The organism is Marinobacter sp. LV10MA510-1 (assembly GCF_002563885.1).
Taxonomy (GTDB): Bacteria; Pseudomonadota; Gammaproteobacteria; order Pseudomonadales; family Oleiphilaceae; genus Marinobacter.
The window spans coordinates 985,592-1,010,224 of the sequence record NZ_PDJA01000001.1 but is presented as its reverse complement, the minus strand read 5'-3'; the positions used below and the strand labels follow the sequence as shown (position 1 = coordinate 1,010,224).

Below are 24,633 nucleotides of genomic sequence, written 5' to 3'. Positions count from 1 at the left end.
AGTAAACACTGGGCTGTTTTAAAAAAAGTAAACGATGGTCTGTTTTCAAATAGGTAAACACTGGCTGAACAATAGCAAGCGATCATTTTGTCATGACTTCGGTCGCTTTAGAAACCTTTGAATGAGCGGCAGAACTGTCCATAATGCCGATTTCCTCAGCAAGGTGTGCCAATGATACGTGGGATAAAGGTTTCGGGTTTGAAAATAGGGCTGATTATCGTATTGATTGCCGTCGCTGTTCTGGCGCTGCGCTGGCTGGATAGCTCGAATAGCGAAAAGACCGGGCAGCAAACCAGCATCTGTAACCTTCAGCAGAGCGAATGTGACTGGCAACAACAGGGCCAAAACTGGCGGGTAAGCCTGTCTGACATCACCACGAATAACGACACCGAGACCAATTACCGCCTCGATATTGTTGCCCCGGGGGCGCCTCAGCCGCTGTTAGTGGTGTTGCGCGGCGAGTCTATGTACATGGGCGAATACCCGGTGCCGCTGGTGCGCAACGGCAATGACTATTACGCCGAATTTTCCGCGCCTTTTTGTACCACCGGCGACGCTATGAATTGGCGCGTAGACTTGCAAAAAGGCATGACGCCGCTGGCCGATCAACCGCTGTTCAGGATGGTGTTTCAGGCCGACTGATCCACTAGGGTTATGTCGGTGTTGGCGACATTTTCACCGCCGCTTGTGGGTCTTTCTCCAACCGATTCTGCACCTTCTTTGACGACGCCGACAATCGCGGCGTGAGCATAATCACACTGACGTAATGCCATTAAACAATCTTCAACATTGTTCGCAGGCACGCTTGCCAGCAAACCTCCTGCGGTTTGCGGGTCAAACAGCAGCGGATAAACCGGATGATTTTGCCACTGGCCGACCTGCTCAATACGGCTGGCTGCGCTGCTGTTGGCCGCATGAAGCGAGCTTAGAATGCCTTGGCTACTGGTTTCTAAAGCGCCGTCCAGTAGCGGTATAGCGCCAAGATTTAGCTCCACAGCGCAACTTGAGGAACGTAGCATTTCTGCCAGGTGCCCAAGCAGACCAAAGCCGGTAACGTCGGTGCAAGCTGTCGCGCCGTGTTGCTGAAAACACTCGGCAGCGCTGGCACTGGACTGAACCATGCAGCGCAGGGCTGCGTCAATCCAACGGCCTTTGGCAATAAGCTGCGCATGTGCGGCCAGCAGAGTACCGGTGCCTATGGGCTTGGTGAGAATAATGGTGTCACCGGGTTGCATTCCGCCCTTGCTCATCAGCACATCTGGATCAATCAAGCCGTTCACCGCAAACCCCAGAGCCAGTTCCTGGCCTTCGCCGGTATGCCCGCCCACCAGAGCACAATCGGCGTTATTCAACACCGACACAGCGCCTGCCATCATCTGGTAGATTTGCTCTTCCACTTTGCTTTCGATGCCATAGGGCACGGTGGCGATAGCCGTAGCGCTTTGCGGCGTTGCACCCATGGCAAAAATATCCCCCAAGCTGTGATTGGCGGCAATCTGGCCAAACAGGTAGGGGTCATCAATAAAGGCACGAAAGAAGTCCACCGTTTGCACAATGGCTTTGCCCGGAGGCATGCGCAATACGGCTGCGTCATCCGGAGCGTGAAGGCCAACAATTACATCATCGCGGTTTACCGGTTGCAGCTTCGACAGCGCGCGGGACAATACCGTGCTACCGACCTTAGCGCCGCAACCTCCGCAGCGCATGGTGGCCAAAGACAGCGCCTGGGCAGCGTCTTCGGTGGAGCGTGCAGCGTCGGTATTCGGTTTAACCAGCTTATTGGGCATGGCCGGCAGCTCTTTGAATTTCTTCATAAAGCGACGGTCGATCTGGTCTTTCCAGTGCCACACCAACGCGCCGGATACGCTCAGTTTTCCCCGCGAGGCCACCGCGTAGCGGTCACCGGTGGAAATCAACGCCAGCCATTTTTTCTGAGGGTGATAGTTCAACGGCGTTTTGCCAAGGGCTATCCGGCGCAGATTGTCCGCCAGCGGTTTACCCTGGCGTACGGCAAATACCCCGGCTTTTTCCCGTGGGTGGTGAATCATGTTGGCGATATCGCCAACCGCAAAAATCCGATCGTCGTTTTCAACCTGAAGCGTATCGCGAACCCGAATAAACAAACCGTCATCCAACGCCAGCCCGGTTTCGGCAAGCCATTTCGGGCCGCCGGCACGGGTTACCCAGAGTACTTCGTCCGCCATTAAGGGGGATTTTTCGCCTTCAATTTGTAGGGTCCGGGCGGTTACTTCGGTGACTGCCGCACCCAAATGAGCAGTCACACCCCGCTCGGCCAGGGTGCGTTCAAACACTGCACGTACTTTTGGGCTGTGGGTGGGCAATATGGTGTCAGCGGCATCCATTATGTGCACATGGAGCTCTACCGACTGGCTGGCAAGCTTGCGTAGCTCGTTCTGCAAGCGGTATTGCATGGCCAGCGCCATTTCAACGCCGCCAGCGCCGGCGCCTACCACAGCCAGCGTGAAAGGGCCCTGGTGTTGTTTTATGCGGTCAAGCAAGTCCAGCCAGTGCCGATTAAAACGGTTGATAGGTTTCACTGGCACTGCGTGTTGGGCGGCGCCTTTCACATCGGCGGTGCGTGGTGACGAGCCGATGTTGATCGAGAGCAAATCGTAGCTGACGGGCGGGCGGTCTCGGCACATAACCCGTTGGGCAGCAGCATCCAGGCCGATGGCTTCGTCCCTATAAAAGCGTGCGCCGGCAAACTCGGCCAGTCGGCTTAAATCGATATGGACGTCGTCATGGCTATAGTGGCCGGCAATGTAACCAGGCAGCATGCCAGAATAGGGTGTGTCAGTGTCGCGGCAAATCAACGTTAAACGCACGCCAGGTACGGGATTCATGGCGAACTGCCGCAGAACCCCGACGTGGCTGTGCCCGCCGCCAATCAGGACAATGTCCTGTAATACAGGCTGATCAGGCTTTTTCATTAAACGATTTTCTTGGCTTCAGTCGCCAGCTGGTCAAAGCCCTTTATGCTGGCAAACGCTTTCAGCTTTTCCTGGTCTTCAGCGCTGGGATAGGCAATTTGGCCGATAGTGGTCAACCCGGCTTCGTTCATTTTTTTCTGGGTAGCGGGGCCAATGCCTTTGACTCGGGTCAGGTCGGAGGGATCTGCCAGTTGAGTTGTTTTTGCCTTGGTTTTCGCTGGAGCTTTAGCAGGCGCCTTTGCCGGTGCCTTTACCGGTGTTTCAGCAGTTGCAGGCGCAGAAGCAGTTTCAGGTGCGTCTTTGGCCTTGGTTTTTTTCGGTGTTTTTGCTTTAGGTTCTTTCGATTTAGGTGTTTCTGATTTTGATAAAGCGGATTCCGGGGCTACATCAGACCCAGACTTTGCCTTTTTCTTCTTGGGTGCTGCAGGAGTCGGCAACGCTGGTTTCTTGTTGTCCGGCTTGTCTTCATCGGCGCGTCCAATGCCCAATCGTTCCAGCAGGCTGTTCTGCATTTCTTGAAACTCCTGAAGCCGACGCTCAAATTCGTCGTTAAAGCGCTTCATTTCGCGATCGCGCAACTGGTCAATGTCTTTACGCAGCTTGTGCACAGGCTCTTTTATCTGGGATTGCAGATTGTCGAACTGCTTCAGAGCATCATTAAACAGACTTTCAATGTGCGATGTGGTTTTAGCGAACTTTTTGTTCACTTTTTTTTCAATTTTCTCGACGTTTTTTGGCTTTTCTTTTTTGGCCATGATGGTGTCCTCAGGCGGGTTGGGGCAATACATTTGCGGTGAATGGAACAACTGAATAGCTAAGAATCTCGACAGAGCTGGTTCAGGCCGACTTCTGTAACGATGCGCCGGGTCCTGATGAGCGGCGGGACCGAATAGACTGCTTTCTGGTTAACACACTGCGAATGCGATGTAAGCGGTCTGTCAGATGGGGATTTTTTTGCGCATCCGGATCAGCAAACACCTTGTCACTTTTCAATACGCAACCGTAAGTGTCCAACTCAAACACTGGAACATCCACACGTTCCTTACGAAACAACCCGCGCCGAAAATGGAAGCGGGCGCGTAAATCGGGCAATGCCTCATTCATCAGTAAAGATTCCTGCCGTCATGTCAGCTTTTGACGAACCTTGTTGCTCACTCCCTAAAGTACAAGGTTCGACCGGTTTTTCAACCCACTCTCAGAATGGTTTTGTTTTTAGCTGATAGAGATCAACCCGGCGATCTTTCAGGTTGGTCACCGAGCCTTCATTACGCACCAGCGTCAGTTTTGACAGATCCATATCCGAGAACATTATCATTTCGGTGTTCGGAGTGGTTTCTGCCATCACCGCGTCATGGGGAAATCCAAAGTCTGAGGGCGAGAATACTGAAGACTGCGCGTACTGGATATCCAGGTTCTCTACCTTTGGCAGGTTGCCAACGCTGCCGGTAATGACCACATAGCATTCGTTTTCAATAGCGCGCGCCTGGGCGCAATGGCGTACCCGCAGATAACCGTTTTTTGTATCGGTCCAGAATGGCACGCAAATAATGTCTACTTCCTGCTCGGCTGCCATGCGCCCCAGCTCCGGGAACTCAATGTCGTAGCAAATCATAATAGCGACGCGGCCGGCGTCTGTTTCAAATACTTTGAACTCGTCTCCGCCTTCAATCACCCAGTCACGGCGTTCGTGTGGGGTGATGTGAATTTTACGCTGTTCGTCTACACGGCCATCGCGGTGGCACAGGTAAGAGACGTTATAAACCCGGTCATTTTCAATCAGCGGCATTGAACCGGTGATTATGTTGATGTTGTAACTGACTGCCATGTCAGACATTTCATTACGGAACTGTTCTGTGAACCCAGCAAGGAAACGCACTGCGCGGGTTTGATCAACCTGATCGGTCAGGCCCATCAAAGGCGCGTTAAAAAACTCTGGAAACAAGGCGAAGTCACTTTTGTAATCCGACAGCGCGTCAACAAAATACTCAACCTGTGTTAGCACTTCCTCAACCGATGCGAACTCACGCATCTGCCACTGTACGGCGCCCATGCGAACCTGAGTTTTACGCGTGTTCAGCACAGATGAGGGGGGAACATACAGAATGTTCCGCCATTCCAATAGGGTGGCATAGCCCAGAGATTTCTCATCTTCCGGTAAATATTTGTGCAACAACCGGGTGACCTGAAACTCGTTAGACAACTGAAAGCTCAGAATCGGGTCGTAAATATCTTTACGGCTCACCCGCTCGATGTACTCGGCCGGCGTGCAGTGGTCTTTGTACTTGTGATAATACGGGATGCGCCCACCAGCCAGAATGGCGCGCAGGTTCATGGAGCGGCAAAGCTCTTTGCGGGCTTCATAAAGCCGGCGGCCCAAGCGGTAGCCGCGATATTCCGGGTGAATAAAAATATCCAGCCCGTACAGCGAATCGCCTTTTGCGTCGTGTCGGAGTTTTTCGTCACGCATGATCAGGTCATCATAGGTGTGCGGATTACTGAACCTTTCGTATTGCACGCTTACCGTCAGCGCCACGGCCACCAGTTCGCCACTTTCTTCAATGCAGATCTGACCGTCCGGAAACTGTTCTACCAGAGCTTTGATGGTATCGCGGGGCCAGGAGCCACCGATATCGTGGTAAACCCGATCCATCAGTATCTGCAGCTGGTTGTAATCATCCAGCGTCAGGTTGCGAAGGTTTAAATGCAGTTCTTCGTGGGCCATAAACAGCGGCTCCCCTGGGCGTTCAGTCAGTTGGTGGCGCGGTGAAAACACGCGCTTCCAGAGAGTAAAAGACGATTGAGTCTAACAGAAGCGGAAAAAGCAGGCATGACGTTCCGTTCAGGCGCGCATGCTGTTCAGCGTCTGCAAGAAAAGATCCCCGTATTTTTCCAGCTTGGCAGCACCTACGCCACTAACTTCGGCAAGCTCGCCCAAGGTGGAAGGCCTGCGCTCCAGCATGTCGAACAGCGTGGTGTCGTGAAAAATAACGTAGGGCGGCACGCCCTGCTTATCGGCCAACTGTTTACGGCATGCGCGCAGCGCTTCCCAACCGTCGTGATCGGTAATCTGCTCCCGCACCGATGCAGCGGAGCGTGAGCTGCCTTTCGCTGTGCTTTTTGGCGGCTCCGGGTCTTTACGTAATTGAACGCTGGCGTTGCCTTTCAACAGGGGGCGGCACAGTTCAGTCAGTTGCAACGCACCGTAACCGTCTGGATCTGCTCTCAGATAGCCGTTTGCCACGAGTTGGCGAAACACCGATTTCCACTCGTTGGCGGTTAAGTCTTTGCCGATTCCGTAAGTGGATACCTGCTGGTGACCCATTTGAACAAGGCGATCGTTTTCAGACCCACGCAGCACATCAATCAGGTAGGTCACACCAAAACGCTGACCGGTGCGAAATACGCAAGACAGAGCTTTTTGTACGGCAACGGTGCCATCCCAGGTCTCCGGCGGCGTCAGGCAGGTATCGCAATTACCGCAGGGTTGGTCCAGTTCGTCGCCGAAGTAGTTCAGCAGTACCTTGCGCCTGCAACCGGTAACCTCACAAAGGCCCAGCATGGCGTCAAGCTTTTGCCGCTCAACCCGTTTGAAATGATCGTTACCCTGGGATGTTTCCAGCATTTGCCGCAGTTTGATCACATCCTGCAGGCCGTAAACCATCCATGCGGTGGAAGGTTTACCGTCGCGGCCAGCACGGCCGGTTTCCTGATAATAAGCTTCCAGGCTTTTTGGCAAGTCCAGGTGGGCGACAAAGCGCACATCCGGTTTGTCTATGCCCATACCAAACGCGATGGTAGCCACAATAATAATGCTGTCTTCACGCAGGAAACGGTTCTGGTTTGATGCTCGCTCATCCGCGGCCAAGCCAGCGTGATAGGGCAGAGCGTTGTAACCTTTGCTTTGCAATAGCTTTGCGGTGGCGTCTACTTTTTTACGGGAAAGACAGTAAACGATGCCGCAATCGACTTCATGTTCGGTTTTAATAAAGTCGAGTAACTGTTTGTTAGCATTAATTTTTGGCGTAATTCTGTACTGAATATTAGGGCGATCAAAACCGCTAATAAAATGCCGGGCCTGAGTTAACGACAGGCGTTCGGCAATCTCTTTGCGGGTGCGCTCATCGGCAGTGGCCGTCAAAGCTATACGAGGTATGTCGGGAAAAGTTTGCGCCAGCATGCTCAGCTGCAAGTAATCCGAACGGAAGTCGTGACCCCACTGTGAAACACAATGAGCTTCGTCGATTGCAAACAGAGCGATGGAGGTATTGTGTAACAGCTCTATAGTGCGGGGCTGAATCAGCCGCTCCGGGGCGCAATACAGCAAATCCAGCTCACCCGACATCAGAGCATATTCGGTCGCCCGGGCTTGTTCGAAGTCCATGGTGGAATTCAAAAAGGCGGCTCGAACTCCCAATTCGTTCAGGGCATTTACCTGGTCTTGCATTAGCGCAATTAACGGCGATACCACGATACCGGTGCCCGGGCGTACCAGGGCCGGAACCTGATAACACAGGGACTTACCGCCGCCCGTGGGCATAAGCACCAGCGCATCGCCGCCGGCACACAGCTCTTTTACGATGTCCTCCTGTAACGGGCGGAAGCTGTCATAGCCAAACACTTCATGCAGCACCTGTTCCGGGGTCTGCACGGCTGTAGGTCGTTCGCTTGAGAGCTGTTCGAAGTCCTGATGGGAGTACATAATAAACGTGTTTACCCGCAAGCCGCCTGAATGGAGCAGCGCCGACCGGGCGGCACTGTGTATTTCTGCGGCAGAATCATAGCAGATTTTAGGGTGGGTGTTTTGCCCCGTAGGATTGTTGATACGTGCCTGTACCAGGTTTCATTACGTCAGCGTCGTCATTTAAGAGCAAAGAAGCAGCGGAAATTCGTACCGCTTTATTAACGGTTAAGGAAAATCGGCTTTTAAAACGATACAATAGAGCCAAAAATTTATTGCCTCTGCAAAAGCGTGATTCTTACCGAGGCTCGCGGCTTTCGACTAACACAAGGTTTTACTATTAATGCAGAAATTTGATGCCATCCGTCCTTACTCGGACGAGGAGACTTCCGCCGTAATACAACGATTAGTGCACGATCGGGAATTTCTGAACTTGATTGGCCGCATCAAATCGCCTGGAGCTGCACGCTGGGCGCCGGCGATGCTGCGGGGGATTGTGAGTTACTGGTTGCGCCGCCGTTTTGGTGGTTTCACTCGTATTGACGATCTGCAAGCGTCTTTGTCGGACTATGTTGGCGAACTGGTTGGAAAAACCACCACCCGGGTTACCCAGAGTGGGTTGCAGAATTTAGAACAGGAATCTACTCACCTGTTCATCTGTAATCACCGCGACATTGTGTTTGACCCAATGATTGTGAATTTCTTGTTGTACAACCAAGGGTTAAAAACCACTCGCATCGCTATTGGCGATAATTTGCTTGAAAATCGCGTATTTGCCGAAATGATGCGATTGAACAAGAGCTTTGTGGTGCGGCGTAGCATGACCAGCCCAAGGGAAATACGCGACGCCTACCTTATGCTGTCCGGTTTTATCAATCACAGCATCGAGACCCACAACGGCGTTTGGATTGCGCAACGTGAAGGGCGGGCTAAAGACGGTATAGACCGCACAGATCCAGCTATTGTGAAGATGTTCCACATGAGCCCGAAAAAATTGGGACTGGACTTCCAAACGGCGATGAACCGGTTGAGTATTGTGCCGGTTTCGATTGCCTACGAATTTGATCCCTGTGATCTGGATAAAGCCAATGAGCTGGAAACCCGGGCCCGCACCGGTGCCTACCTGAAAGCAGAAGGCGAAGATACCAGCCAGATTATGCGTGGACTAACCGGTTTTAAAGGCCACGTACACGTGCACTTCGGCGCACCCATTGAGGATGCAGAGGCTGACCCAAAAGCGTTGGCGGCGCGGATTGACCGGGAAATTCACAGCCATTACCACTTGCACCCATCCAATCTGGTGGCGTATCAGATGCGTGAAGCTGCTGCGGGCAGGGGGCCGGTAGAGGCCGGACTGTTTGCGTCGCTGGCTGCAGCCGCAAGCTGCACGCCCCAGGCTTTGGAAGCGGCTGAGAACGAGCTGCAAAAACGTCTAAATGCTTGTGAAGAATCAGCGCGGCCCTATCTGCTGGACATGTACGCTAACCCGGTAACGAGCGCGCTGAACGCTAGGAGCACAGCTAACATAAGTACTTGATAATATTGCTATAGTTTGACTAGAACTTGGCAGGAATTGACTGGAAAGAACGGAACCGCCGCGCTTGGGCGCGGCCAGTTTAACTGCGCCAGAAAGCCGGCGAAAGCACCACTACCACGCTCAATATTTCCAGCCGTCCCATCAGCATACCTACGCCCAACATCCACTTGGCGGCATCTGGCAGCGGCCCAAAATTTCCGGCAGGGCCTATGATGTCACCCAAGCCCGGGCCAACGTTGGTCAGAGCCGTCAGCGCACCGGACAAAGAAGTGATGAAATCCAGCTGCAAAGCGGCCAACGACACCGTCAAAACCAGCAGGCACAGCAGGAAAATGAAGGTGTAGGCGATCATCGAAGTAATAATTTCGTCGCTGACGGCGCGACCGTTGTAATTGCGGGTTAACACCGCCCGGGGATGAAGCAGGCGCATCAGGTTCTCACGCAGAACAATCACTGACAATTGAAAGCGGAATATCTTCATGCCACCAGACGTGGAGCCGGAGCAACCGCCCACAAACATCAAAAAGAAAAACACCACAAAGGCCAACGGGCCCCATGCGGAGTAGTCTTCCGACGCGTAACCGGTGGTGGTGACCACAGAAGTAACGTTAAACAATGTGGATATGTAATTGCTAACTGGATCGAAGGGAACGGCAGATACCGCCCAGCGATACAACGTTAGCAGCGCGGGCACAATCAGCAGGATAGTCAGAAATAGCCGCACCTGTTGGTCACGGAACAACACGCCGCGCTGGCCGTGCAATTCCCGCACGAACAGAAAGAATGGCACACTGCCTAAAATCATGAAAAACGTAGATTCCAACAGAATTAGGTCGTTGAATTTGCCCATAGACAAATCCGAAGTAGAAAAGCCGCCGGTAGAGATGCTCGTCAGACCGTGGTTAAAAGCATCAAATAAGGTCATGCCTGATGCCCAGTAAGTCATTACCGCGGCTACAGAGAACAGTAAATAAACCCCTAATAATCCACGGCTCAGGGTTTTCATCCGGGGCAGAGCTTTGTCGGTCCACTCTGACGATTCGGTCGCAAACAGGCGCATGCCGCCCACCCGCAGAAACGGCAGTACAGCAACGAACATACCGATAATGCCAATACCACCAATCCATTGCAGAATAGAACGCCAAAGCAGTAGATCACGGTCCATAGAGTCCAGGCCGCTGAATACCGTTGCACCGGTGGTGGTGATGCCCGAGGTACCTTCAAAAAAAGCGTTAGCCGCCGATATGTTGTTATCGCTCAGGTAAAAAGGCAGCGACGAAAACATGGCGATGAAGAACCAGCTTGACACGGTAAGCACGAACATAAAACGCGGTTTCAAGTCTCTGGACTGGCGATAGGTTGCCAGTATGCCCAGCAGCCCCAATACACACACAATACCCGCCGATTCCATAAACGCGGCACTGTTAGGAGCGTCAGAACCCATCAGAATAAGTGGCGGTAAGATCATGAAAATACTTAAAAGTATAAACATAACGCTGATGATAAAGACAACGGGTGTGAGGTTTCTCAAACGGCACTCGAATCGAGGTTATACAAAGACGGCCAAGGATACTCCCGAGGCGCCAGCTCCGCAACTTGGCGGGCCGGGAACAAGGCTGTTCATCGCCCTGATTACCGGTCAATTACATCGCCGTAAAACCATGGGCTGATGCTTTTGTCATTCTTTGTCGGAGGTTATCTTGGGAACCGTCATTTTATCCACAAGCCATTTTTCGTAAAACAGGACCCCATATGACCCATGCACGTTCATTAATTGCCACTGCATTTGTCGCCGCGCTTATGTGCTCGCCCTTAGTCAGCGCCCAAGACAAAGACGATGAGAGCGGTAAACGCCCTGCTGAAACGCTTGGGTTTGTGGAATGGGTGGTCATGCAAGACACCGGAGCGAGGCTAAAGGCGAGGCTGGATACGGGTGCCAAGACGTCATCGCTGCACGCGGTCAATGTTGAGGAGTTCGACAAAGGCGATGAACGTTGGGTTAGCTTTCAGTTGCCCTTGGGCGACCACGAAGACCAGCCCAGCGAAGGGAAAATAAGCCATGACGAAGTAGTACTGGAATTTGAAATGCCGGTGGAGCGGACTGTGTTGATCAAACGCAAGGGTGCGCCTTCGCAGCGGCGCTATGTGGTAAACATGGACTTTTGCGTGTCGGGCGAAATGCACACAACCCAATTTTCACTGGCTGACCGCGCAAAATTTTCTTACCCGGTGCTTCTGGGCCGTCGTTTCATGAGCGATGACAACATTCTGGTGGACTCCGCCAACGGTTTTATTGCTGGCAAAGAATGTGAGTTTATCAGCCTGGAAGAAATTGCAGAAAACAACAAAGCTGAATCGTAAACCTGCACCGCGACGGCCGCTGTTTAAGGGGCCGTCGCGGTGCAGGTTTACGACTGCAGGTAAATGGGTAACAAATCACTCACTTTCTCATAGTGCCCGCGGTCTTTGAGCCGCTGGCGACCGCTTCGCGTTTGCACATCGTAGTTTTTCAAAGTCCCCAGCTTGACCGGCCGGCTGGGATTCAGGATCAGGATAGGCGTGTGGGCTTCGCGCATGTAGGTTTCTGCCGGTTCATCGTCAATCCCGTGATAGCGGAGGTTCGCCAAGGGGCGAACACGAAGTACTCGGCGCGACCGCAGTTGTGCGGATGCCGGTAATGAGCGAATAGACATGATTTCTCGGTCAATCTTGATGTCCCAGGGGACGTCATCAATCGTCGAGCGCGGGCGCTGCCGAAATGACTCAAGCCTCTCGCATACCTGATCCACCGTCATCTTTTTAATCTCTGTTTTTATGCCCCAGGTAAAGGTGCAGGACTGCAGTGGGGGAGAGCAGGGTAAAACCTGCAAACGCCGGGTAAGTTGGGCCAGAATCAGCCAGGGAAAATGCCTGTGCAGCAGTTCGAAACGGTCGTCCCGGTTGCCAAGGCTCGGGATTAGAGATTCTATAGCGGCCTTGTTGCGATTAATGTCACTGATTCGATCTAAAACCCGACTTTCATCCACCTTGGCTAGCACCATCGCTCCCGGAATTCGGTTGACAACTTTGGTGCTGTATTGCGGATCGCCGTACCAGTCAGTCAGCGCGTGAAGAGCCGCATTAAAGGCGTCTGTTCCGGAAAGAGCGGCGGGTTTTATAGCGGTAACAGGTTGGCTCTCGTTTTCACGAACAGTGCGTGGAATTTGATAGATGCGGCACTGTACCAGAGCAGCTTGCGCCAGCAGGCGTTTGGCGTCGGCACAATGTTGTTCCAGGCATTCAACCGCCAGGACAATTTTCTGGATAGTGTCCAGTTGTAAAGGAGAATAAGCCATTTGCGCCCTATTTTTTGTTAAAACTATACCAACATGCATTAACACTATAAACACCTAACGTGCCTGAAGCAATTTACAACACACGAAACAAAGTGGTGTTCCAACGCTTTTACGTCAGTCAAACTGCTTTTTGGGTGCAGGCGACGTCTTGATAGCGCCGAATGGCGCAAATTCCTTTCGATTAAGCACGGGTTTACCCTGAAAACAGGCTAGAATACGCGCCGGAAATTTACTGATCAGGCATTAAAGCGAGGAGAAAAGCGGTGGCTGCGACAGAGCAAGATTATGGGCTGGAAAGCATTATTCTGCACCATTCATTTACCCAGGTGAAGGGCCGGACCATTCGCATCGACTGCCGCGAGCGCACCCATGTGGGCGGCGTGAACGGCGCCGGAAAAACCTCGATTCTGTCACTGATTCCGGCGTTTTATGGCGAGGAGCCCGAACGCATTGTCAGCAAGGGTTCCGGCCGCCTGTCGTTTCTCGATTATTACTTGCCGAGCCTGCAAAGCCTGGTGATTTTCGAGTACAGCCGCCACCGCGGTACCTGTTGCTCTGTCATGTTTCGGCACCATTCGGGGAAGCTGTGCTACCGCTTTGTGGAAGGCTCCGCTGCTGACACGTTCTTTGCGCCGGAAGTCATTGAATTGCTTAAGGCTGGCGCTACCGCCGACGCCGTTTTTGAGAAGCTTCGTGATTTAAAGCGCAATGTGTCTCGAATAATTGACACCATCACCAACTACCGCGCCATTATTCAGCGCAACCCCCGCCTATTGAAACGTTCCGCCGCCGATGCTCGCAAACTGCGCGGCCTCGCAGCAGATTTTGGCCTGGGCAGTGCGGACACGCACATGAGCCATATTGAGCGCCTGACCCACGTGGTGCTGAATAAGAACCGCTTGATGTCCAGCTTTAAGGCAATGATTTGCGAAACCCAGTTTGAGAATATTCACATTCATGGTCGGCCCAAAACCATCGACGAAAGCGGTCTGGTAAGTGACATTCGCAGCATCAAGGCCTTTGAAAAAGAAGAAGCCAAAATTCGCGAGTGCCTGCAGCAAGAAAATGAGCGCCAGGCGATTCTGGCTGCCAGCCGGCGCACTGTCGCCAGCCTGACGGCGACAGTCGACGAGGCTAATGACAGTAAAGCCGACATTGTCCGCGACATCGCCAAACTGAAAGAACGTATTAACGAGGAAAGCGAACAGCAGCGCCAGGCCGACGACGAGATTGCGGGGGTTCTGGCGGATAAAACCTACGAATTGAAAGTGAAAGAAGGTGACCTTGACGGCATCTATAAAAAGCGCGAGTACTACGATACCGAAAGAGCGCCTGAGCTGAACCAGGATCTGCAGAATATTGGCGAATACCGCCGACAAAAAGCCGATGCTGATTCAGATCTGATCGGCCTGACCAGCAAAGTGACTCAAGTAGAAAGCGAGTTCAGGCACGAAATCAGCGAGCTGAAAAGTGCATTTTCCCGCGAGCAGGGCGATCGCGAACGGAAGGTCAGCGACGCGGACGCCGCCCGTAAAGACGCGGCTTACCAACATGACAAAGCCATCAGCGAGCTGGATCACGAGAAAACCCGTGAAATAGGCCAGCAGCGCGAAGAGCGCAGTCAGGAACGCTCCGCCATTCAAAGCCAGTTGGCCCGTGCCGAAACCCTGCGCGATAACCAAAGCTATAACGATGACGAAACCGGCCAGATAGCCGCTGCCGAAGCGGCCGTGCAAAACGCCGAGGAACAGGCGCAGCATGTGTCTGGCGAGCTGATCGACGCTAACCGCAAAAAAGACCAGGCCCGGGAAGATCGCGACACCGGCCAGAAACATCTACTTCATGCCCAAGAGCAGATTGATACCCTAACGGCGGCGTTTGAAGATTTGCAGCGACAGATTTCGCCAGATAACGACACCTGGCTCTGTGCATTGCGCAAACAAGATCCGGATTGGGCCCAAGGCCTGGCAAAGGTCATTCATCCCGACCTGCTGATGCGCACGGACCTTAACCCGTTAATGCACAGCACCGCGGCGGCTAACCGCCGGCAAGTCATGGGCTGGGTGCTGAACACCGATGCCATATCCGCCCCGGAGTTCGCGGCCACGGAAGACGAGCTGCAAGCACGCCTGCACGACATTGATCAAAAACGCCAGGCTGCCCGCAAAACCCGTGATGACACAGAAAAAGCCGCGCGCAATCGGAACGAGGCCTACCAGTCCCGATGTTCCGCTGTAGAACACATGAACACTGAGAAAAAGCTCACCGATGACTCGCTCACTCGGCAGCGTGAGTACCTGAAGGCTTTGCGGGAACAGATCCGCCAGGCTTTAAACGAGCGAAAGCACGCCCAGGGCGCGAAAGTGACCGAACTGCAGAGCCGCCTGGAGCAGTTCAACAAAGACAGCGAAATAAGCGAAACCGCCACCATCAGCCAGTTTGCCAAACGCTTAATGGATTTGCGCGACCAGTGGGCCGAGCGCGAATCCCAGCTGCAATTGAACATCGACCACGCCCGGCAACGGGTACAACAAGCCCGTAGCGAGCACGAACAACGCCTAGAACTGAAACAAACGGCGTTTAACCAGAAATTAGAAGACGAAGGCATAGACCCGAAAGTGGTGCAGCAGGCACGTGCCAAGGCTGAAAGCCTGAAAAGCCGGGTGCAGGAAATTGAGCAAGCCGAGCCATTGGTGCGCGAATACAAAAACTGGCTCGACAAAGACTGGTCACGTAAAGATGGACTGACCGGCGATTGCAACCTGCTGGAAAAACAGGTGGCCGAGATAAAAACCCGGCGTAGCGAACGTCAGCGCAAGCACCAGGACAGCGTTAAACAGGTGAATGCGGACATCACCCAGCATCAGCAGAAAATCGGCGCGCTGGCCAAGCAGATCGAGGAGGCCGACGGCATCCTGAAGAAGTTCGAAGCCGCACCCGATGACATGGCGATGCCGGGCAACATCGTTAATCTCACCGGCGAACTGCAGGATGCCTACGAGCGTCTGGACAAACTGCGCCGCGAGGTGATGGCTACCTTCAAACGCGCGCTGACCGTTCTGAATCAGTACAACGGCACCCAAATCCAGAGCGCCTGGCAGAAGCTGAGTGAATTCCGCCGGCAGCGGCTGACCGATCCGGCCCAGGAATACGATGAAGCTTTCCAACTCATACAAGTGCAAGACTTGCGCTCACTGCTGGACACCGACATTCCCCAGCTGCGTTCTACCTTGGTGGATCAGTTTACCTCTGAAGCCAACACCTTGTGCCGTTACTTTGACAGCCTGGAAACCATGGCCCGGGAAGTAAAAACCGTGTCCCGCACTCTGCGCCAGAAAATCAACACCGACCAGCGCATCGAATCCCTCAGCGACATTCAAGTGGTGCTGCGCCCGCGGATTGAAGACGATGAAAGCTGGCAGCCCCTGAAGAGCTTTGTGGTGCAGTGGCGCGACTGGCACGCCGTGCATCGCCGTGAAATGCCCGATGACAGCATCACCATGGCGTTTCAGCTGGTCAGCGACACGTTGAAATCGGCCAGCCTGGGTGAAAGCGTGGAGTCCATGGTGGATATGCACCTGACCATGAAAGAAAACGGTCGCGAAGCGGTGATTCGTAACGACAACGACTTCCTGACCGCCAGTTCCCAGGGCCTGACGTATCTGGCCATTATGGCGGTGTTCATGGGCCTGACCCGCTACCTGTGCCCGGACAAAAACACTCGTATTACCTGGCCCATCGACGAGTTGGGCACCCTCAGCCCCAACAACATCGCACGCATGGCGGAAATGCTGGAACACAACAACCTGACTATGATTTCAGCCTGTCCGAAGCTGGACCGGCCACTACGCAAGTTTTTTGAAAACAAAATCAGCCTGCAGCACGGCCGCGTACACAACTTTGAAAGCGCCACACCGGGCGCGCCGAAAAGCGATTTGCTTGCCAGTGTGACCCGCCCGCGCCCAGAGGCCGATTTACCAGACGATCCAGCGGACGATCTGTTTACCAGCGCCATTGAAGGAGGCAACCATGCAAACTAACCCACTGTTCGAACGCACGGTAAGCGCCTTACTGGCCGGTGAAATCATCTGCGAATACAGCCACGATGAACTGTATAACTATTTGCTGACGCAACCTGTGCAGCAAAAAGTTTCGGATTTCCTACAACAGATGAACCGCACTCTGCGCCAAACCAGCAGCCACGATGCCTGGCTATGCTCTTACCAAGATCTGTCACGCCCCGACGCCAAAGACGCCGTGCGCCAGCAATTTCGAGAGGTAGCCAACCACCTGGAAGCCCTGGTGCAATTTTTACGGCTGGTGATGATGGTGGAAGCCGCACAACGCCCCATTTCCGCCGGCGAACACCTGCGTGAAGGCAAATTGTTGGAACGCATTTCCACCGCGCCGTCGCTGGAAGCCAAACTGCGTTCCCTGTGTGAAAAAGACCTGTTCCGCACCAAGCGCAGCGACAGCGCGGGCCAATTGCGAGTGGTGCTGGAAAACCTCACCAAAGCCGGCTACCTGAAACCCATCGGCACCAGCGGCAGCGTGTTTCTGGCGACTGCAAAATGGAGCTGGCTGTACGACGTGATGACCTTCATTCAAACTCACGAAGGCATCCGCGAAGACAGCGCCGAAGACGACCCGCAGCTGAGGATTGTCTGATGGCCAGAACCCACGATGCGCAATCCACCCTGCGGGCGCTGGCCACCTACGGTGACGTGATTCTGGAAGCCCACCTGAACCGTGGCAACCGAATTGCCCTGAACGACGACAACGTTGGCGTACTGGAAACCCTGGAACACCACCGCCTGGTGTGGCGCCTGGGGGACACCGAAGACCTGCAGCTGAAAAATGTTCTGGTGCGGCTGTTAGACCACATCACCGAATCGGAACGCCGGCGTTTTGCCAGCGCCCAGGTTGACCGCCTTTGGAGCGACCTGAATCGGCTGTTTGTGGATTATCGCGAAGCCAAAAAACGCGCAGCGTTTACGGACAAATCGCGAATTGAGAGTGAAATCAAAGAATGCCTGTCGGAAATTATTGAAGACATCCGCAACGCCACCGATACCTTCTCGTCTTACATCAGCAGCGGCTTCAGCTACATCACCGATATGGATCTGCGAATTCGCAAAAACCACGAAGTGATCGAGCGTGCAGGGCAGTTAAACACTCTATTTGAAAGCTTCAACACCCAGGATCTGGCCGATCAGGCTGGCAACGATCCGTTCCTGAAACGGCTGCTGCTGAAATATCTGCCGGCTGCGTTGGAGCAAGGCCAGAAAAACCTCAGCTATGCCCTCAACCAGCTGCGCCTGACTCTGGTGCGCCTGCGCGAAGACCAGCGCCTCAGTAAACTGGTCGGCGGCTTTGAAAGCTATTTCGCCAACAATCGTGGTTATATCCCCTCTATCGATGACCTGGATCTGGGCCACTGCCCGGCGCCACTGAACAAGGTCGCGCCCTTCGCGATCATCGCTCGTGGCGATATTTACGACCCTTCAGACGACGAAGACCTGATTGCGCTCGCCCAAACCGCCCGCAGCCTGGGCGCCGACCAGCAAGGCACTGAACCTGCAGCTGCTGTGCAAACTGTTGAGTTTGACGTTGACGGAGCTTCTGATCCCGAAGAAGAAGATCCGGTGGACGAGTTGATTGAACAGCTGGTGCAATTCGTGGTGGACGGCGATATTGGCGACGGCGAAATTGATGCCTTAGAGGCCCTCAGCGCCAGCGGCCTGGCACTGGATACAGCCACCTGGCTGTCCACGCTGGAAGCACAGATCGACTCGCTGGCACCCAATGACCAGAGCCAGATTACGGTGGAGTACAAAAGCCAGCTGGACCCGCTGTACAAAGACAACCTCTATATCACCGGCATGACTTTGCGAAGAAACAATGAAAGCCGAATTTAAGGCCATTACCAAGCTGCTACAGGCAGGGAAACGAGAGATCGCCCGCAGTGACGTCTGGAAAAGAATTCACGAGGAAACCGGATTAGGCGCCGTCCGTGGCAATAAATTCCTGTTCTCAGAGGACGAGCTGGACAAACTGCGTCAGTACGGCTGCAGCCTGACCGGCGGTGAGCTAGACCCCCTGTTTTATCAACCCGCCGGCCCGCGCATGGACATGGCGGAGATTCACAGCAATGAAAAATTCACCAGCCAGTCGGTATTCGGCAGCTTGCTGCTTCTGGCAACCGCTGGTGACGCCCGTGTGTTCATTAACGGCCAAGCAAGCGCCACGCAGCCAGGCTCCGTGCTTGCTGTGAAGCCGAGTGTTGTCAACTGCGAGGCGCTGACCCAACAAAATCTGATCATGATTGAAAACGGCTCGTTGATGCCAGACTGGCATCGCATTGTTCTGCCACCGGCGTGGCAAGACGCCGTATTGCTGTATCGCGGCCACGGCGAAAATGTCCGTGATGTTAACCAGCTGGCGCATGCACAGCCTTCAGACAGACTGGCTTTGTATTACGATTTTGACCCGGCGGGCATGGCCATGGCGCTGAATTGGAGTAGGGGGCATATTCTGGTGCCGCAAGACTGGCCGGCGCTGGACTGCAGCGCGGCAGGCGGCCTGAGTCAGCGCGGCACCTACCGCCAACAACACGCAGAACTCAAAATAGCGCAGGCCGCCGCTGTTACCGACCAGCAGCGCGGTATTCTGGCCTTCATGGCTGCTCATGAGTGTGCGATCATGCAGGAACATATTACTGCGCGGGCGTTGCCCCTGGTTGCAATTACAGGTTCCAAATAAACGAGGTATAAGGTGCAGGATCTACAATACATTGAGATTGAAACCCAGGCGAACCCCACGGCGGCCGTTATCTGGCTGCACGGTCTGGGCGCCAATGGACACGATTTTGAACCCGTAGTACCCGAACTCGGTTTACCAGACGGCGCCGCGGTGCGCTTTATATTCCCGCACGCGCCCAATCTACCGATCACCATCAACGGCGGCATGTCGATGCCAGCCTGGTATGACATCAAGGCCATGGACATTGATCGCATTATCGATACCGAGCAACTGATGGCGTCGGCCCGCGCTGTGGGCAAGCTGGTGGATCGGGAGATCGAGCGCGGCATCGCTTCCGAAAACATCGTCATTGCCGGTTTTTCCCAGGGTGGCGCGGTTGCCTATGAGTTAGGCCTGACCTATCCGAAGCGTCTTGCCGGTATTCTTGCGCTTTCAACTTATTTTGCCACCGCAAAATCGGTAAAGCCTTCGCAGGCCAACGCCGGTATTCCAATCAACATCTATCACGGGACTGCTGACCCGATGGTTCCGGAAGCGCTAGGCCGAAGCAGCTTGGAGGCACTCAAGGGAATGGACTATCAGCCGGCCTATATGACCTTCCCTATGGAACACAGCGTGTGCCTTGAGGAAATTCAGGAAGTCGGCAAGTTCATCCGCAAATACGCCTTGTAATGACGGACCGCAGTCTCAGAGGCATACACTGATAAGAAACCCGACAGGACTCATTCCTTGAACCATCTTGCCCACGTTTTTCTCGCCCCGGATTCTGCCGAATGTCGTGTTGGCAGCATTCTGGGTGACTTCAGCCGCGGCGTTGACCTGTCGGCATTACCGTGCAAGGTGCAGGAAGGTGTACGCCATCACATAGCCGTTGATGTGTTCACGGACAGCCACGCCGAGGTGCTCGCCAGCAAACGTCTGTTTTCGCCCCAACGCAGGCGCTTTGCCGGGGTAGCCCTGGACATACTTTATGATCACTACCTGTTGCGCCACTGGCAAGTTTTTAGCCCGGCGTCACGGGATGCGTTTGTGCACCGCGTGTATCAGGAGCTTCAGCATAACGAACACCTGATGCCAGCGCCCATGGTGAGGGTGACACGCCACATGGTTCGCCATGACTGGTTTGGTGCTTACCAGAATATGGGCAATATTGGCGACGCCCTGGACAGGGTGGCTGAGCGTATCCGTTTCCCCAATCAGTTCGCCGGTATTATTGATGAAATTCGCGATAACGACGTTCAGCTGGAACGACATTTTCTAAACTTTTTCCCTGAACTACAGAGCTTTGCCAGACAAACCTAATGTAGTTTCAGCTTCTTGGAATCGGACTCCCACCGCAATGAGAAAACTCGAAACCCGTCAAGCCGTTCTGGCTTTTATCGGCTTGATGCTGGTCGCACTTAATCTGCGCCCAGCCCTGACCAGTATCGGCCCTATGCTGCGCACGATCGGCGAAAGCTTTACCTTGTCGTCTACAGCACTGGGCATTTTGACGACTCTTCCGGTACTGTTTTTAGGACTGGCCGCTCCGCTGGCGCCAAAGCTGACAAGCCGCCTGGGTATTGAAAGAACGGTTCTGAGTGTTCTGGTTATGTTGGCGCTGGCGCTGCTTGTGCGGCCCTATTCTGGCTTAGCGGGTTTGTTTATCGGTACTGCCATAGCCGGGGGCTGCATCGGTATTATCGGTGTGTTGCTGCCGGGTATTGTAAAACGGGATTTCCCCAACCACGCCAGTTTGATGACAGGCATTTATACTGCGATGCTTTGCACAGGTGCAGCCATTGCAGCGGGCACAACCGAACCCCTGCGGGAGCTGTTTGATCAGCAATGGCGCCCGGCACTGGCTTTCTGGCTGGTGCCAGCTGTTCTGGCGTTTGTGGCCTGGTGGGTTCAGTTAAGTGATAAAAAGCTGGGCGTCAAACCGGGGAAAACCTGTGGAAAATCCATATACCGTGATCGACTGGCGTGGCAAATAGCTCTGTATATGGGTTTGCAGTCGTCATTGGCGTATACCGTATTCGGCTGGCTGCCAACCATTTTACAAGACCGCGGCATCAGCGCCGTTGAAGCCGGCCTGGCGCTGTCTGTGTCTATTCTCGTGCAGGTGGTAAGCGCCATCGCCGCGCCTTTGATCGCCAGCCAGATGCGCGATCAAAGGGCAATGATATCTCTGGTGATGTTGCTGGTTATCGCGGGCCTCGCCGGCTGTATTTACGGGCCAATGGATCAGATGTGGTTGTGGGTTGTGTTGTTGGGTCTTGGTCAGGGCGGCAGCTTTAGCCTGGCGCTGACTTTACTGGCAGTGCGAGCACGGGACGCAGAGGGTGCCGGGCGCCTTTCCGGCATGGCGCAAAGCCTGGGGTATATCATGGCGGCCTTTGGGCCAATGTTGGTTGGCGTGCTGCGCGATCTGTTCGGCGGTTGGCAAGCCGCCGGAGGATTTCTCATTGCGATTGGCATTGGTGCTGTTCTGGCAGGTCTGAAAGCCGGCCGCAATGCCTATGTTCTGGATGATTAAAGCCTTTTCCGCGCAAAAGCTGCCTGGTTTAGATCGATATTTCTACGAGCACCCTCAAACCTCCTTTTGACCCGGAGGAAAAAGAGGCGTGTCCGCCATACCGGGCAACAATATCGCGAACGATAGCGAGACCAAGCCCATGCCCCGGGGTTTGCTCATCCAGCCGTCGCCCTCTCTGACCCAAGTGCACCTGATCACTTTCTGATACCCCAGACCCATCATCTGTTACGACAATCTGCGCTAAACCATTGCGCTGTTCTAAAGAGAGTTCAACGCATTCTGTAGACCATTTCCCGGCATTATCGAGTAAATTTCCCAATATTTCGTTTAGATCATGCTCCTCAATCGGCCAGCGAAATTCCTCGGTGAGTGAGGTGGACAGTTCGAACGACTTTTCGGGGTAAAGCCGGCCCAGCATCCACAAAAGATCCCGGGCTTGCTTAACAGGGTAAGCACTCTTACCAACCTGGGGCCCGGCAAACCGACTGCGCCGCATTTCCGCCTCTAATTGCCTGTCAATATCGCTCAGGCGTGATCCCATCTCATGCCTTAGGCTTTCATCCAGCGGCCGGCTGGTATCTTCAAGAACCTGTCTAACGGCCGCAATGGGTGTTTTAACGCTGTGAGACAGGTTCGCCAGCGCTTCCCGGGAGCGCTCAAGCCGTTGATCCAGGGAGTCAAGCAGTTGGTTGAGCTGTTGCACCAGTGGTTGAAACTCTTCTGGGGCTTCTGCGTCGATCCGCGATATTTCGCCGCTCTGTAGTCGTTTGAGAGCGGCCTGAAGCGAGACAACGGGGCGCATTGACAGGTTAATACCAAACCAGATAATTCCCACAAGCAAAATGATCAGCAAGATCGACACGATCGCCGTCCACGCATGCAGTTCCGCCTGACTGCTTTTCAGTGCTCCCATGTCTTCAGAAACGATAACTTTTACCGGTACACCGTTTACAACAAATGATTTCCGGTAAGCGAGAATGTCGGAGGGGGCATTGGCTATTTTCGCATTGTGTACTCTGATACTTTCGTCGCCATCAAATTGCAGCAAAGGATTTAACAGCGGCTGCCACGATTGCGGCGATATGACCGTTTGGTCTGAAGACTGGATGGCAAAGGCATGATGAAATACCTTCTCAAAATAGTCACCGGTTTTGAGCATATCTATCTTGCCCTCGGCTTGCCGGATATTGAGCTCCAGGAACGCGACTTCGTCTTTTAGGCGGCTTTCAACGAACTCCCGGGACATTCGCTCCAAGAGTAATCCGTGTACAAACCAGGCAATAGTCATAAGGACAATGCCCGCGGGTAACAACAGGGTCAGAAGCGCACCTTTTACAGAAACCGGCTTTTTAAACAGCGTCATTAAATACGTACCCCTGACCGCGACGCGTTGCGATGGTCTCTGCACCCACTAATTTTCGAAGGCGCCGGATATACGCTTCGATGACGTTTTCATTGGGGCTCTCATTTAGATTGTAAAGTTGCTCCATGAGTTGTTCTTTGGAAAAAATGTGCCCGGGGTGACTCATCAGACACCTGAGCAGCCGGAACTCGGTGCCGGTTAAACTGTGTTCCGTACCGTCGTTTTTTTTCAGGCACTGCCGGTTCTCGTCAAGCTCAAAATGCCCGGCTTTTACTGAGGAGAGAACGCGCCCTTCGCTGCGGCGCACGATGGCATTCAGCCTGGCAATCAGTTCTTCAGCCTGAAAGGGTTTACCAAGATAATCGTCCGCGCCGGCTTTCAGGCCGCTGACTTTGTCTTGCCAGTCGCCTCGCGCCGTTAGAATTAAAACCGCAAAGTTTGCGTTATCCCGGCGCCATTTCCGTAACACGTCCAAACCATTTCCGTCGGGCAGTCCGAGATCCAACACAGCTGCGCGGTAGTCTTCCTGCGCGCCCAGAATCATCGCTTCTTTGGCAGAGCCGGTGACATCGACACTGAAGCCGGCCTTCTCAAGTTGGCTGGCGAGCCCTTCGGCCAACAAACGGTCGTCCTCTACTAGCAGTAATCTCATCTGTCGTTCCTTTCTATGTGTCACACCCACTGATGCCTTAGGCCAAACCGGCTGATGCAGTGTCCGCTATTAACCTGAATTCAGCCTGAACTAAAAATATTTCAGCATTTTCAGAAAGAATTCAGGTTGATGAGCGATGGTATCAAGCGTTTTAGCCGAATGCTCACGTTGCCGGATAAACCCAGTGGGTTTTGAACGCACGCCATGACATATCAAAGGAGAAAGTTTGATGAGCGTATCAAAGTTCGTAGTCGCAGCATTAGCCATGTCAGTTTCAGCAGTAGCTCTTGGGGCTGGCGCTCACGGAGACGGGCACGGGCACGGTCAAGGTGCAAAGAGCGGTGAACCGGGTAAAGCCTCGGACGCCGGGCGCAGCATTACTGTGCAGATGTACGACAACTACTACGAGCCTGAGTCTATCGAGGTCAAACCAGGAGAAACGGTGCGCTTTGTTGTTGAAAACAAGGGCAAGTTGGTTCACGAATTCAATATTGGTACCCCGGCCATGCATGAATCCCATCAGAAAGAAATGATGATGATGGTCGAGCACGGGGTTATTCAGGGTGGCAAGCTGAATCGCGACATGATGGAAATGGACATGGGAAATGGCATGTCCATGAAACATGACGACCCCAACAGCGTGCTGTTAGAGCCGGGCGAGAGCAAAGAGGTTGTTTGGAAATTCTCGGAAAAGAGCAGCATTGAATTTGCCTGCAACGTTCCGGGGCACTACCAGGCTGGCATGTATGGCGAAGTGAATTTTAACTCCGGCGACTCTCGCGTTCGCTCACTCGCCGACGCATCGAAATCTTTGAATACTGCAAAATAATTCTGGAG

Annotated in this window: 20 protein-coding genes; 11 read left to right on the top strand and 9 right to left on the bottom strand. The window is 53.7% G+C overall.

Annotated elements, in window-relative coordinates; genetic code table 11:
• Positions 1–171 precede the first annotated feature (171 nt).
• The gene (locus ATI45_RS04865) at positions 172–642 is read left to right on the top strand and encodes a hypothetical protein (RefSeq protein ID WP_098418505.1); all 471 of its coding nucleotides are present in this window, start codon (positions 172–174) and stop codon (positions 640–642) included.
• Here the strand turns inward: ATI45_RS04865 and selD are convergent.
• The 5 genes from selD to recQ all read right to left on the bottom strand — a co-directional run bounded on the left by selD (position 630) and on the right by recQ (position 7,650).
• A complete protein-coding gene (gene selD / locus ATI45_RS04860) occupies positions 630–2,951 on the bottom strand; it encodes a selenide, water dikinase SelD (RefSeq protein ID WP_098418504.1) in 2,322 nt (773 codons plus the stop codon). The two genes, ATI45_RS04865 and selD, sit on opposite strands and share 13 nt — an antisense overlap.
• Positions 2,951–3,706, bottom strand: coding sequence for a hypothetical protein (locus ATI45_RS04855; protein ID WP_098418503.1), 756 nt, complete (start codon positions 3,704–3,706; stop codon positions 2,951–2,953). Before ATI45_RS04855 ends, selD begins: the two co-directional genes overlap by 1 nt.
• An 82-nt stretch (positions 3,707–3,788) precedes the next feature.
• A complete protein-coding gene (locus ATI45_RS04850; protein ID WP_098418502.1) occupies positions 3,789–4,055 on the bottom strand; it encodes a hypothetical protein in 267 nt (88 codons plus the stop codon).
• Between the two features lie 91 nt (positions 4,056–4,146).
• Positions 4,147–5,673, bottom strand: coding sequence for a bifunctional GNAT family N-acetyltransferase/carbon-nitrogen hydrolase family protein (locus ATI45_RS04845; protein WP_098421653.1), 1,527 nt, complete (start codon positions 5,671–5,673; stop codon positions 4,147–4,149).
• Between the two features lie 117 nt (positions 5,674–5,790).
• Entirely contained in the window at positions 5,791–7,650 is a 1,860-nt protein-coding gene (recQ, locus tag ATI45_RS04840; protein WP_098418501.1) for a DNA helicase RecQ, read from the bottom strand.
• 322 nt (positions 7,651–7,972) lie between these two features.
• Between recQ and ATI45_RS04835 the strand changes: the two genes are divergently transcribed.
• Entirely contained in the window at positions 7,973–9,166 is a 1,194-nt protein-coding gene (locus ATI45_RS04835; protein ID WP_098418500.1) for a 1-acyl-sn-glycerol-3-phosphate acyltransferase, read from the top strand.
• Between the two features lie 79 nt (positions 9,167–9,245).
• On the opposite strand, the gene ATI45_RS04830 is transcribed toward ATI45_RS04835, so the two are convergent.
• Positions 9,246–10,658: a TrkH family potassium uptake protein gene (locus ATI45_RS04830; protein WP_098418499.1), complete on the bottom strand. Its 1,413-nt coding sequence runs from the start codon at positions 10,656–10,658 to the stop codon at positions 9,246–9,248.
• Between the two features lie 260 nt (positions 10,659–10,918).
• Between ATI45_RS04830 and ATI45_RS04825 the strand changes: the two genes are divergently transcribed.
• Complete coding sequence (locus tag ATI45_RS04825) at positions 10,919–11,527, top strand: ATP-dependent zinc protease (protein WP_098418498.1); 609 nt, start codon at positions 10,919–10,921, stop codon at positions 11,525–11,527.
• A gap of 47 nt (positions 11,528–11,574) precedes the next feature.
• Here ATI45_RS04825 and ATI45_RS04820 read toward each other — a convergent pair whose 3' ends face one another.
• The gene (locus ATI45_RS04820; RefSeq protein WP_098418497.1) at positions 11,575–12,501 is read right to left on the bottom strand and encodes a DNA replication terminus site-binding protein; all 927 of its coding nucleotides are present in this window, start codon (positions 12,499–12,501) and stop codon (positions 11,575–11,577) included.
• Positions 12,502–12,764: 263 nt separating this feature from the next.
• Here ATI45_RS04820 and ATI45_RS04815 point away from each other — a divergent pair, with 263 nt between their 5' ends.
• Genes ATI45_RS04815 through ATI45_RS04785 form a run of 7 tightly spaced genes read left to right on the top strand, consistent with a single transcriptional unit; the run spans position 12,765 to position 21,781 of the window.
• Positions 12,765–16,541 carry an ATP-binding protein gene (locus tag ATI45_RS04815; protein WP_098418496.1) on the top strand — a complete coding sequence of 1,259 codons (3,777 nt, stop codon included), beginning with the start codon at positions 12,765–12,767 and terminating at the stop codon, positions 16,539–16,541.
• Positions 16,531–17,169, top strand: coding sequence for a condensin complex protein MksE (locus ATI45_RS04810; protein ID WP_098418495.1), 639 nt, complete (start codon positions 16,531–16,533; stop codon positions 17,167–17,169). The genes ATI45_RS04815 and ATI45_RS04810 overlap by 11 nt, the downstream gene beginning before the upstream one ends.
• Complete coding sequence (locus tag ATI45_RS04805; protein WP_098418494.1) at positions 17,169–18,419, top strand: hypothetical protein; 1,251 nt, start codon at positions 17,169–17,171, stop codon at positions 18,417–18,419. The genes ATI45_RS04810 and ATI45_RS04805 overlap by 1 nt, the downstream gene beginning before the upstream one ends.
• Complete coding sequence (locus ATI45_RS04800) at positions 18,403–19,263, top strand: DUF7281 domain-containing protein (RefSeq protein WP_098418493.1); 861 nt, start codon at positions 18,403–18,405, stop codon at positions 19,261–19,263. The genes ATI45_RS04805 and ATI45_RS04800 overlap by 17 nt, the downstream gene beginning before the upstream one ends.
• A gap of 12 nt (positions 19,264–19,275) precedes the next feature.
• Positions 19,276–19,935 carry an alpha/beta hydrolase gene (locus tag ATI45_RS04795; protein ID WP_098418492.1) on the top strand — a complete coding sequence of 220 codons (660 nt, stop codon included), beginning with the start codon at positions 19,276–19,278 and terminating at the stop codon, positions 19,933–19,935.
• A gap of 57 nt (positions 19,936–19,992) precedes the next feature.
• Positions 19,993–20,565, top strand: coding sequence for an ACP phosphodiesterase (locus tag ATI45_RS04790; RefSeq protein ID WP_098418491.1), 573 nt, complete (start codon positions 19,993–19,995; stop codon positions 20,563–20,565).
• Between the two features lie 37 nt (positions 20,566–20,602).
• Positions 20,603–21,781: a CynX/NimT family MFS transporter gene (locus tag ATI45_RS04785; RefSeq protein WP_098418490.1), complete on the top strand. Its 1,179-nt coding sequence runs from the start codon at positions 20,603–20,605 to the stop codon at positions 21,779–21,781.
• 28 nt (positions 21,782–21,809) lie between these two features.
• Here ATI45_RS04785 and ATI45_RS04780 read toward each other — a convergent pair whose 3' ends face one another.
• The gene (locus tag ATI45_RS04780) at positions 21,810–23,144 is read right to left on the bottom strand and encodes a sensor histidine kinase (protein WP_098418489.1); all 1,335 of its coding nucleotides are present in this window, start codon (positions 23,142–23,144) and stop codon (positions 21,810–21,812) included.
• Complete coding sequence (locus tag ATI45_RS04775) at positions 23,131–23,796, bottom strand: response regulator transcription factor (protein WP_098418488.1); 666 nt, start codon at positions 23,794–23,796, stop codon at positions 23,131–23,133. The genes ATI45_RS04780 and ATI45_RS04775 overlap by 14 nt, the downstream gene beginning before the upstream one ends.
• Before the next feature lie 229 nt (positions 23,797–24,025).
• Between ATI45_RS04775 and ATI45_RS04770 the strand changes: the two genes are divergently transcribed.
• Positions 24,026–24,625: a cupredoxin domain-containing protein gene (locus ATI45_RS04770; RefSeq protein ID WP_098418487.1), complete on the top strand. Its 600-nt coding sequence runs from the start codon at positions 24,026–24,028 to the stop codon at positions 24,623–24,625.
• The last annotated feature ends 8 nt before the right edge of the window (positions 24,626–24,633 follow it).

Excerpts from the sequence above, each read along its gene's own strand:
- ATI45_RS04865 (WP_098418505.1), top strand. The coding sequence starts at position 172 with ATGATACGTGGGATAAAGGTTTCGGGTTTGAAAATAGGGCTGATTATC.
- selD (WP_098418504.1), bottom strand. The coding sequence starts at position 2,951 with ATGAAAAAGCCTGATCAGCCTGTATTACAGGACATTGTCCTGATTGGC.
- ATI45_RS04855 (WP_098418503.1), bottom strand. The coding sequence starts at position 3,706 with ATGGCCAAAAAAGAAAAGCCAAAAAACGTCGAGAAAATTGAAAAAAAA.
- ATI45_RS04850 (WP_098418502.1), bottom strand. The coding sequence starts at position 4,055 with ATGAATGAGGCATTGCCCGATTTACGCGCCCGCTTCCATTTTCGGCGC.
- ATI45_RS04845 (WP_098421653.1), bottom strand. The coding sequence starts at position 5,673 with ATGGCCCACGAAGAACTGCATTTAAACCTTCGCAACCTGACGCTGGAT.
- recQ (WP_098418501.1), bottom strand. The coding sequence starts at position 7,650 with ATGTACTCCCATCAGGACTTCGAACAGCTCTCAAGCGAACGACCTACA.
- ATI45_RS04835 (WP_098418500.1), top strand. The coding sequence starts at position 7,973 with ATGCAGAAATTTGATGCCATCCGTCCTTACTCGGACGAGGAGACTTCC.
- ATI45_RS04830 (WP_098418499.1), bottom strand. The coding sequence starts at position 10,658 with ATGTTTATACTTTTAAGTATTTTCATGATCTTACCGCCACTTATTCTG.
- ATI45_RS04825 (WP_098418498.1), top strand. The coding sequence starts at position 10,919 with ATGACCCATGCACGTTCATTAATTGCCACTGCATTTGTCGCCGCGCTT.
- ATI45_RS04820 (WP_098418497.1), bottom strand. The coding sequence starts at position 12,501 with ATGGCTTATTCTCCTTTACAACTGGACACTATCCAGAAAATTGTCCTG.
- ATI45_RS04810 (WP_098418495.1), top strand. The coding sequence starts at position 16,531 with ATGCAAACTAACCCACTGTTCGAACGCACGGTAAGCGCCTTACTGGCC.
- ATI45_RS04805 (WP_098418494.1), top strand. The coding sequence starts at position 17,169 with ATGGCCAGAACCCACGATGCGCAATCCACCCTGCGGGCGCTGGCCACC.
- ATI45_RS04800 (WP_098418493.1), top strand. The coding sequence starts at position 18,403 with ATGAAAGCCGAATTTAAGGCCATTACCAAGCTGCTACAGGCAGGGAAA.
- ATI45_RS04785 (WP_098418490.1), top strand. The coding sequence starts at position 20,603 with ATGAGAAAACTCGAAACCCGTCAAGCCGTTCTGGCTTTTATCGGCTTG.
- ATI45_RS04780 (WP_098418489.1), bottom strand. The coding sequence starts at position 23,144 with ATGACGCTGTTTAAAAAGCCGGTTTCTGTAAAAGGTGCGCTTCTGACC.
- ATI45_RS04775 (WP_098418488.1), bottom strand. The coding sequence starts at position 23,796 with ATGAGATTACTGCTAGTAGAGGACGACCGTTTGTTGGCCGAAGGGCTC.
- ATI45_RS04770 (WP_098418487.1), top strand. The coding sequence starts at position 24,026 with ATGAGCGTATCAAAGTTCGTAGTCGCAGCATTAGCCATGTCAGTTTCA.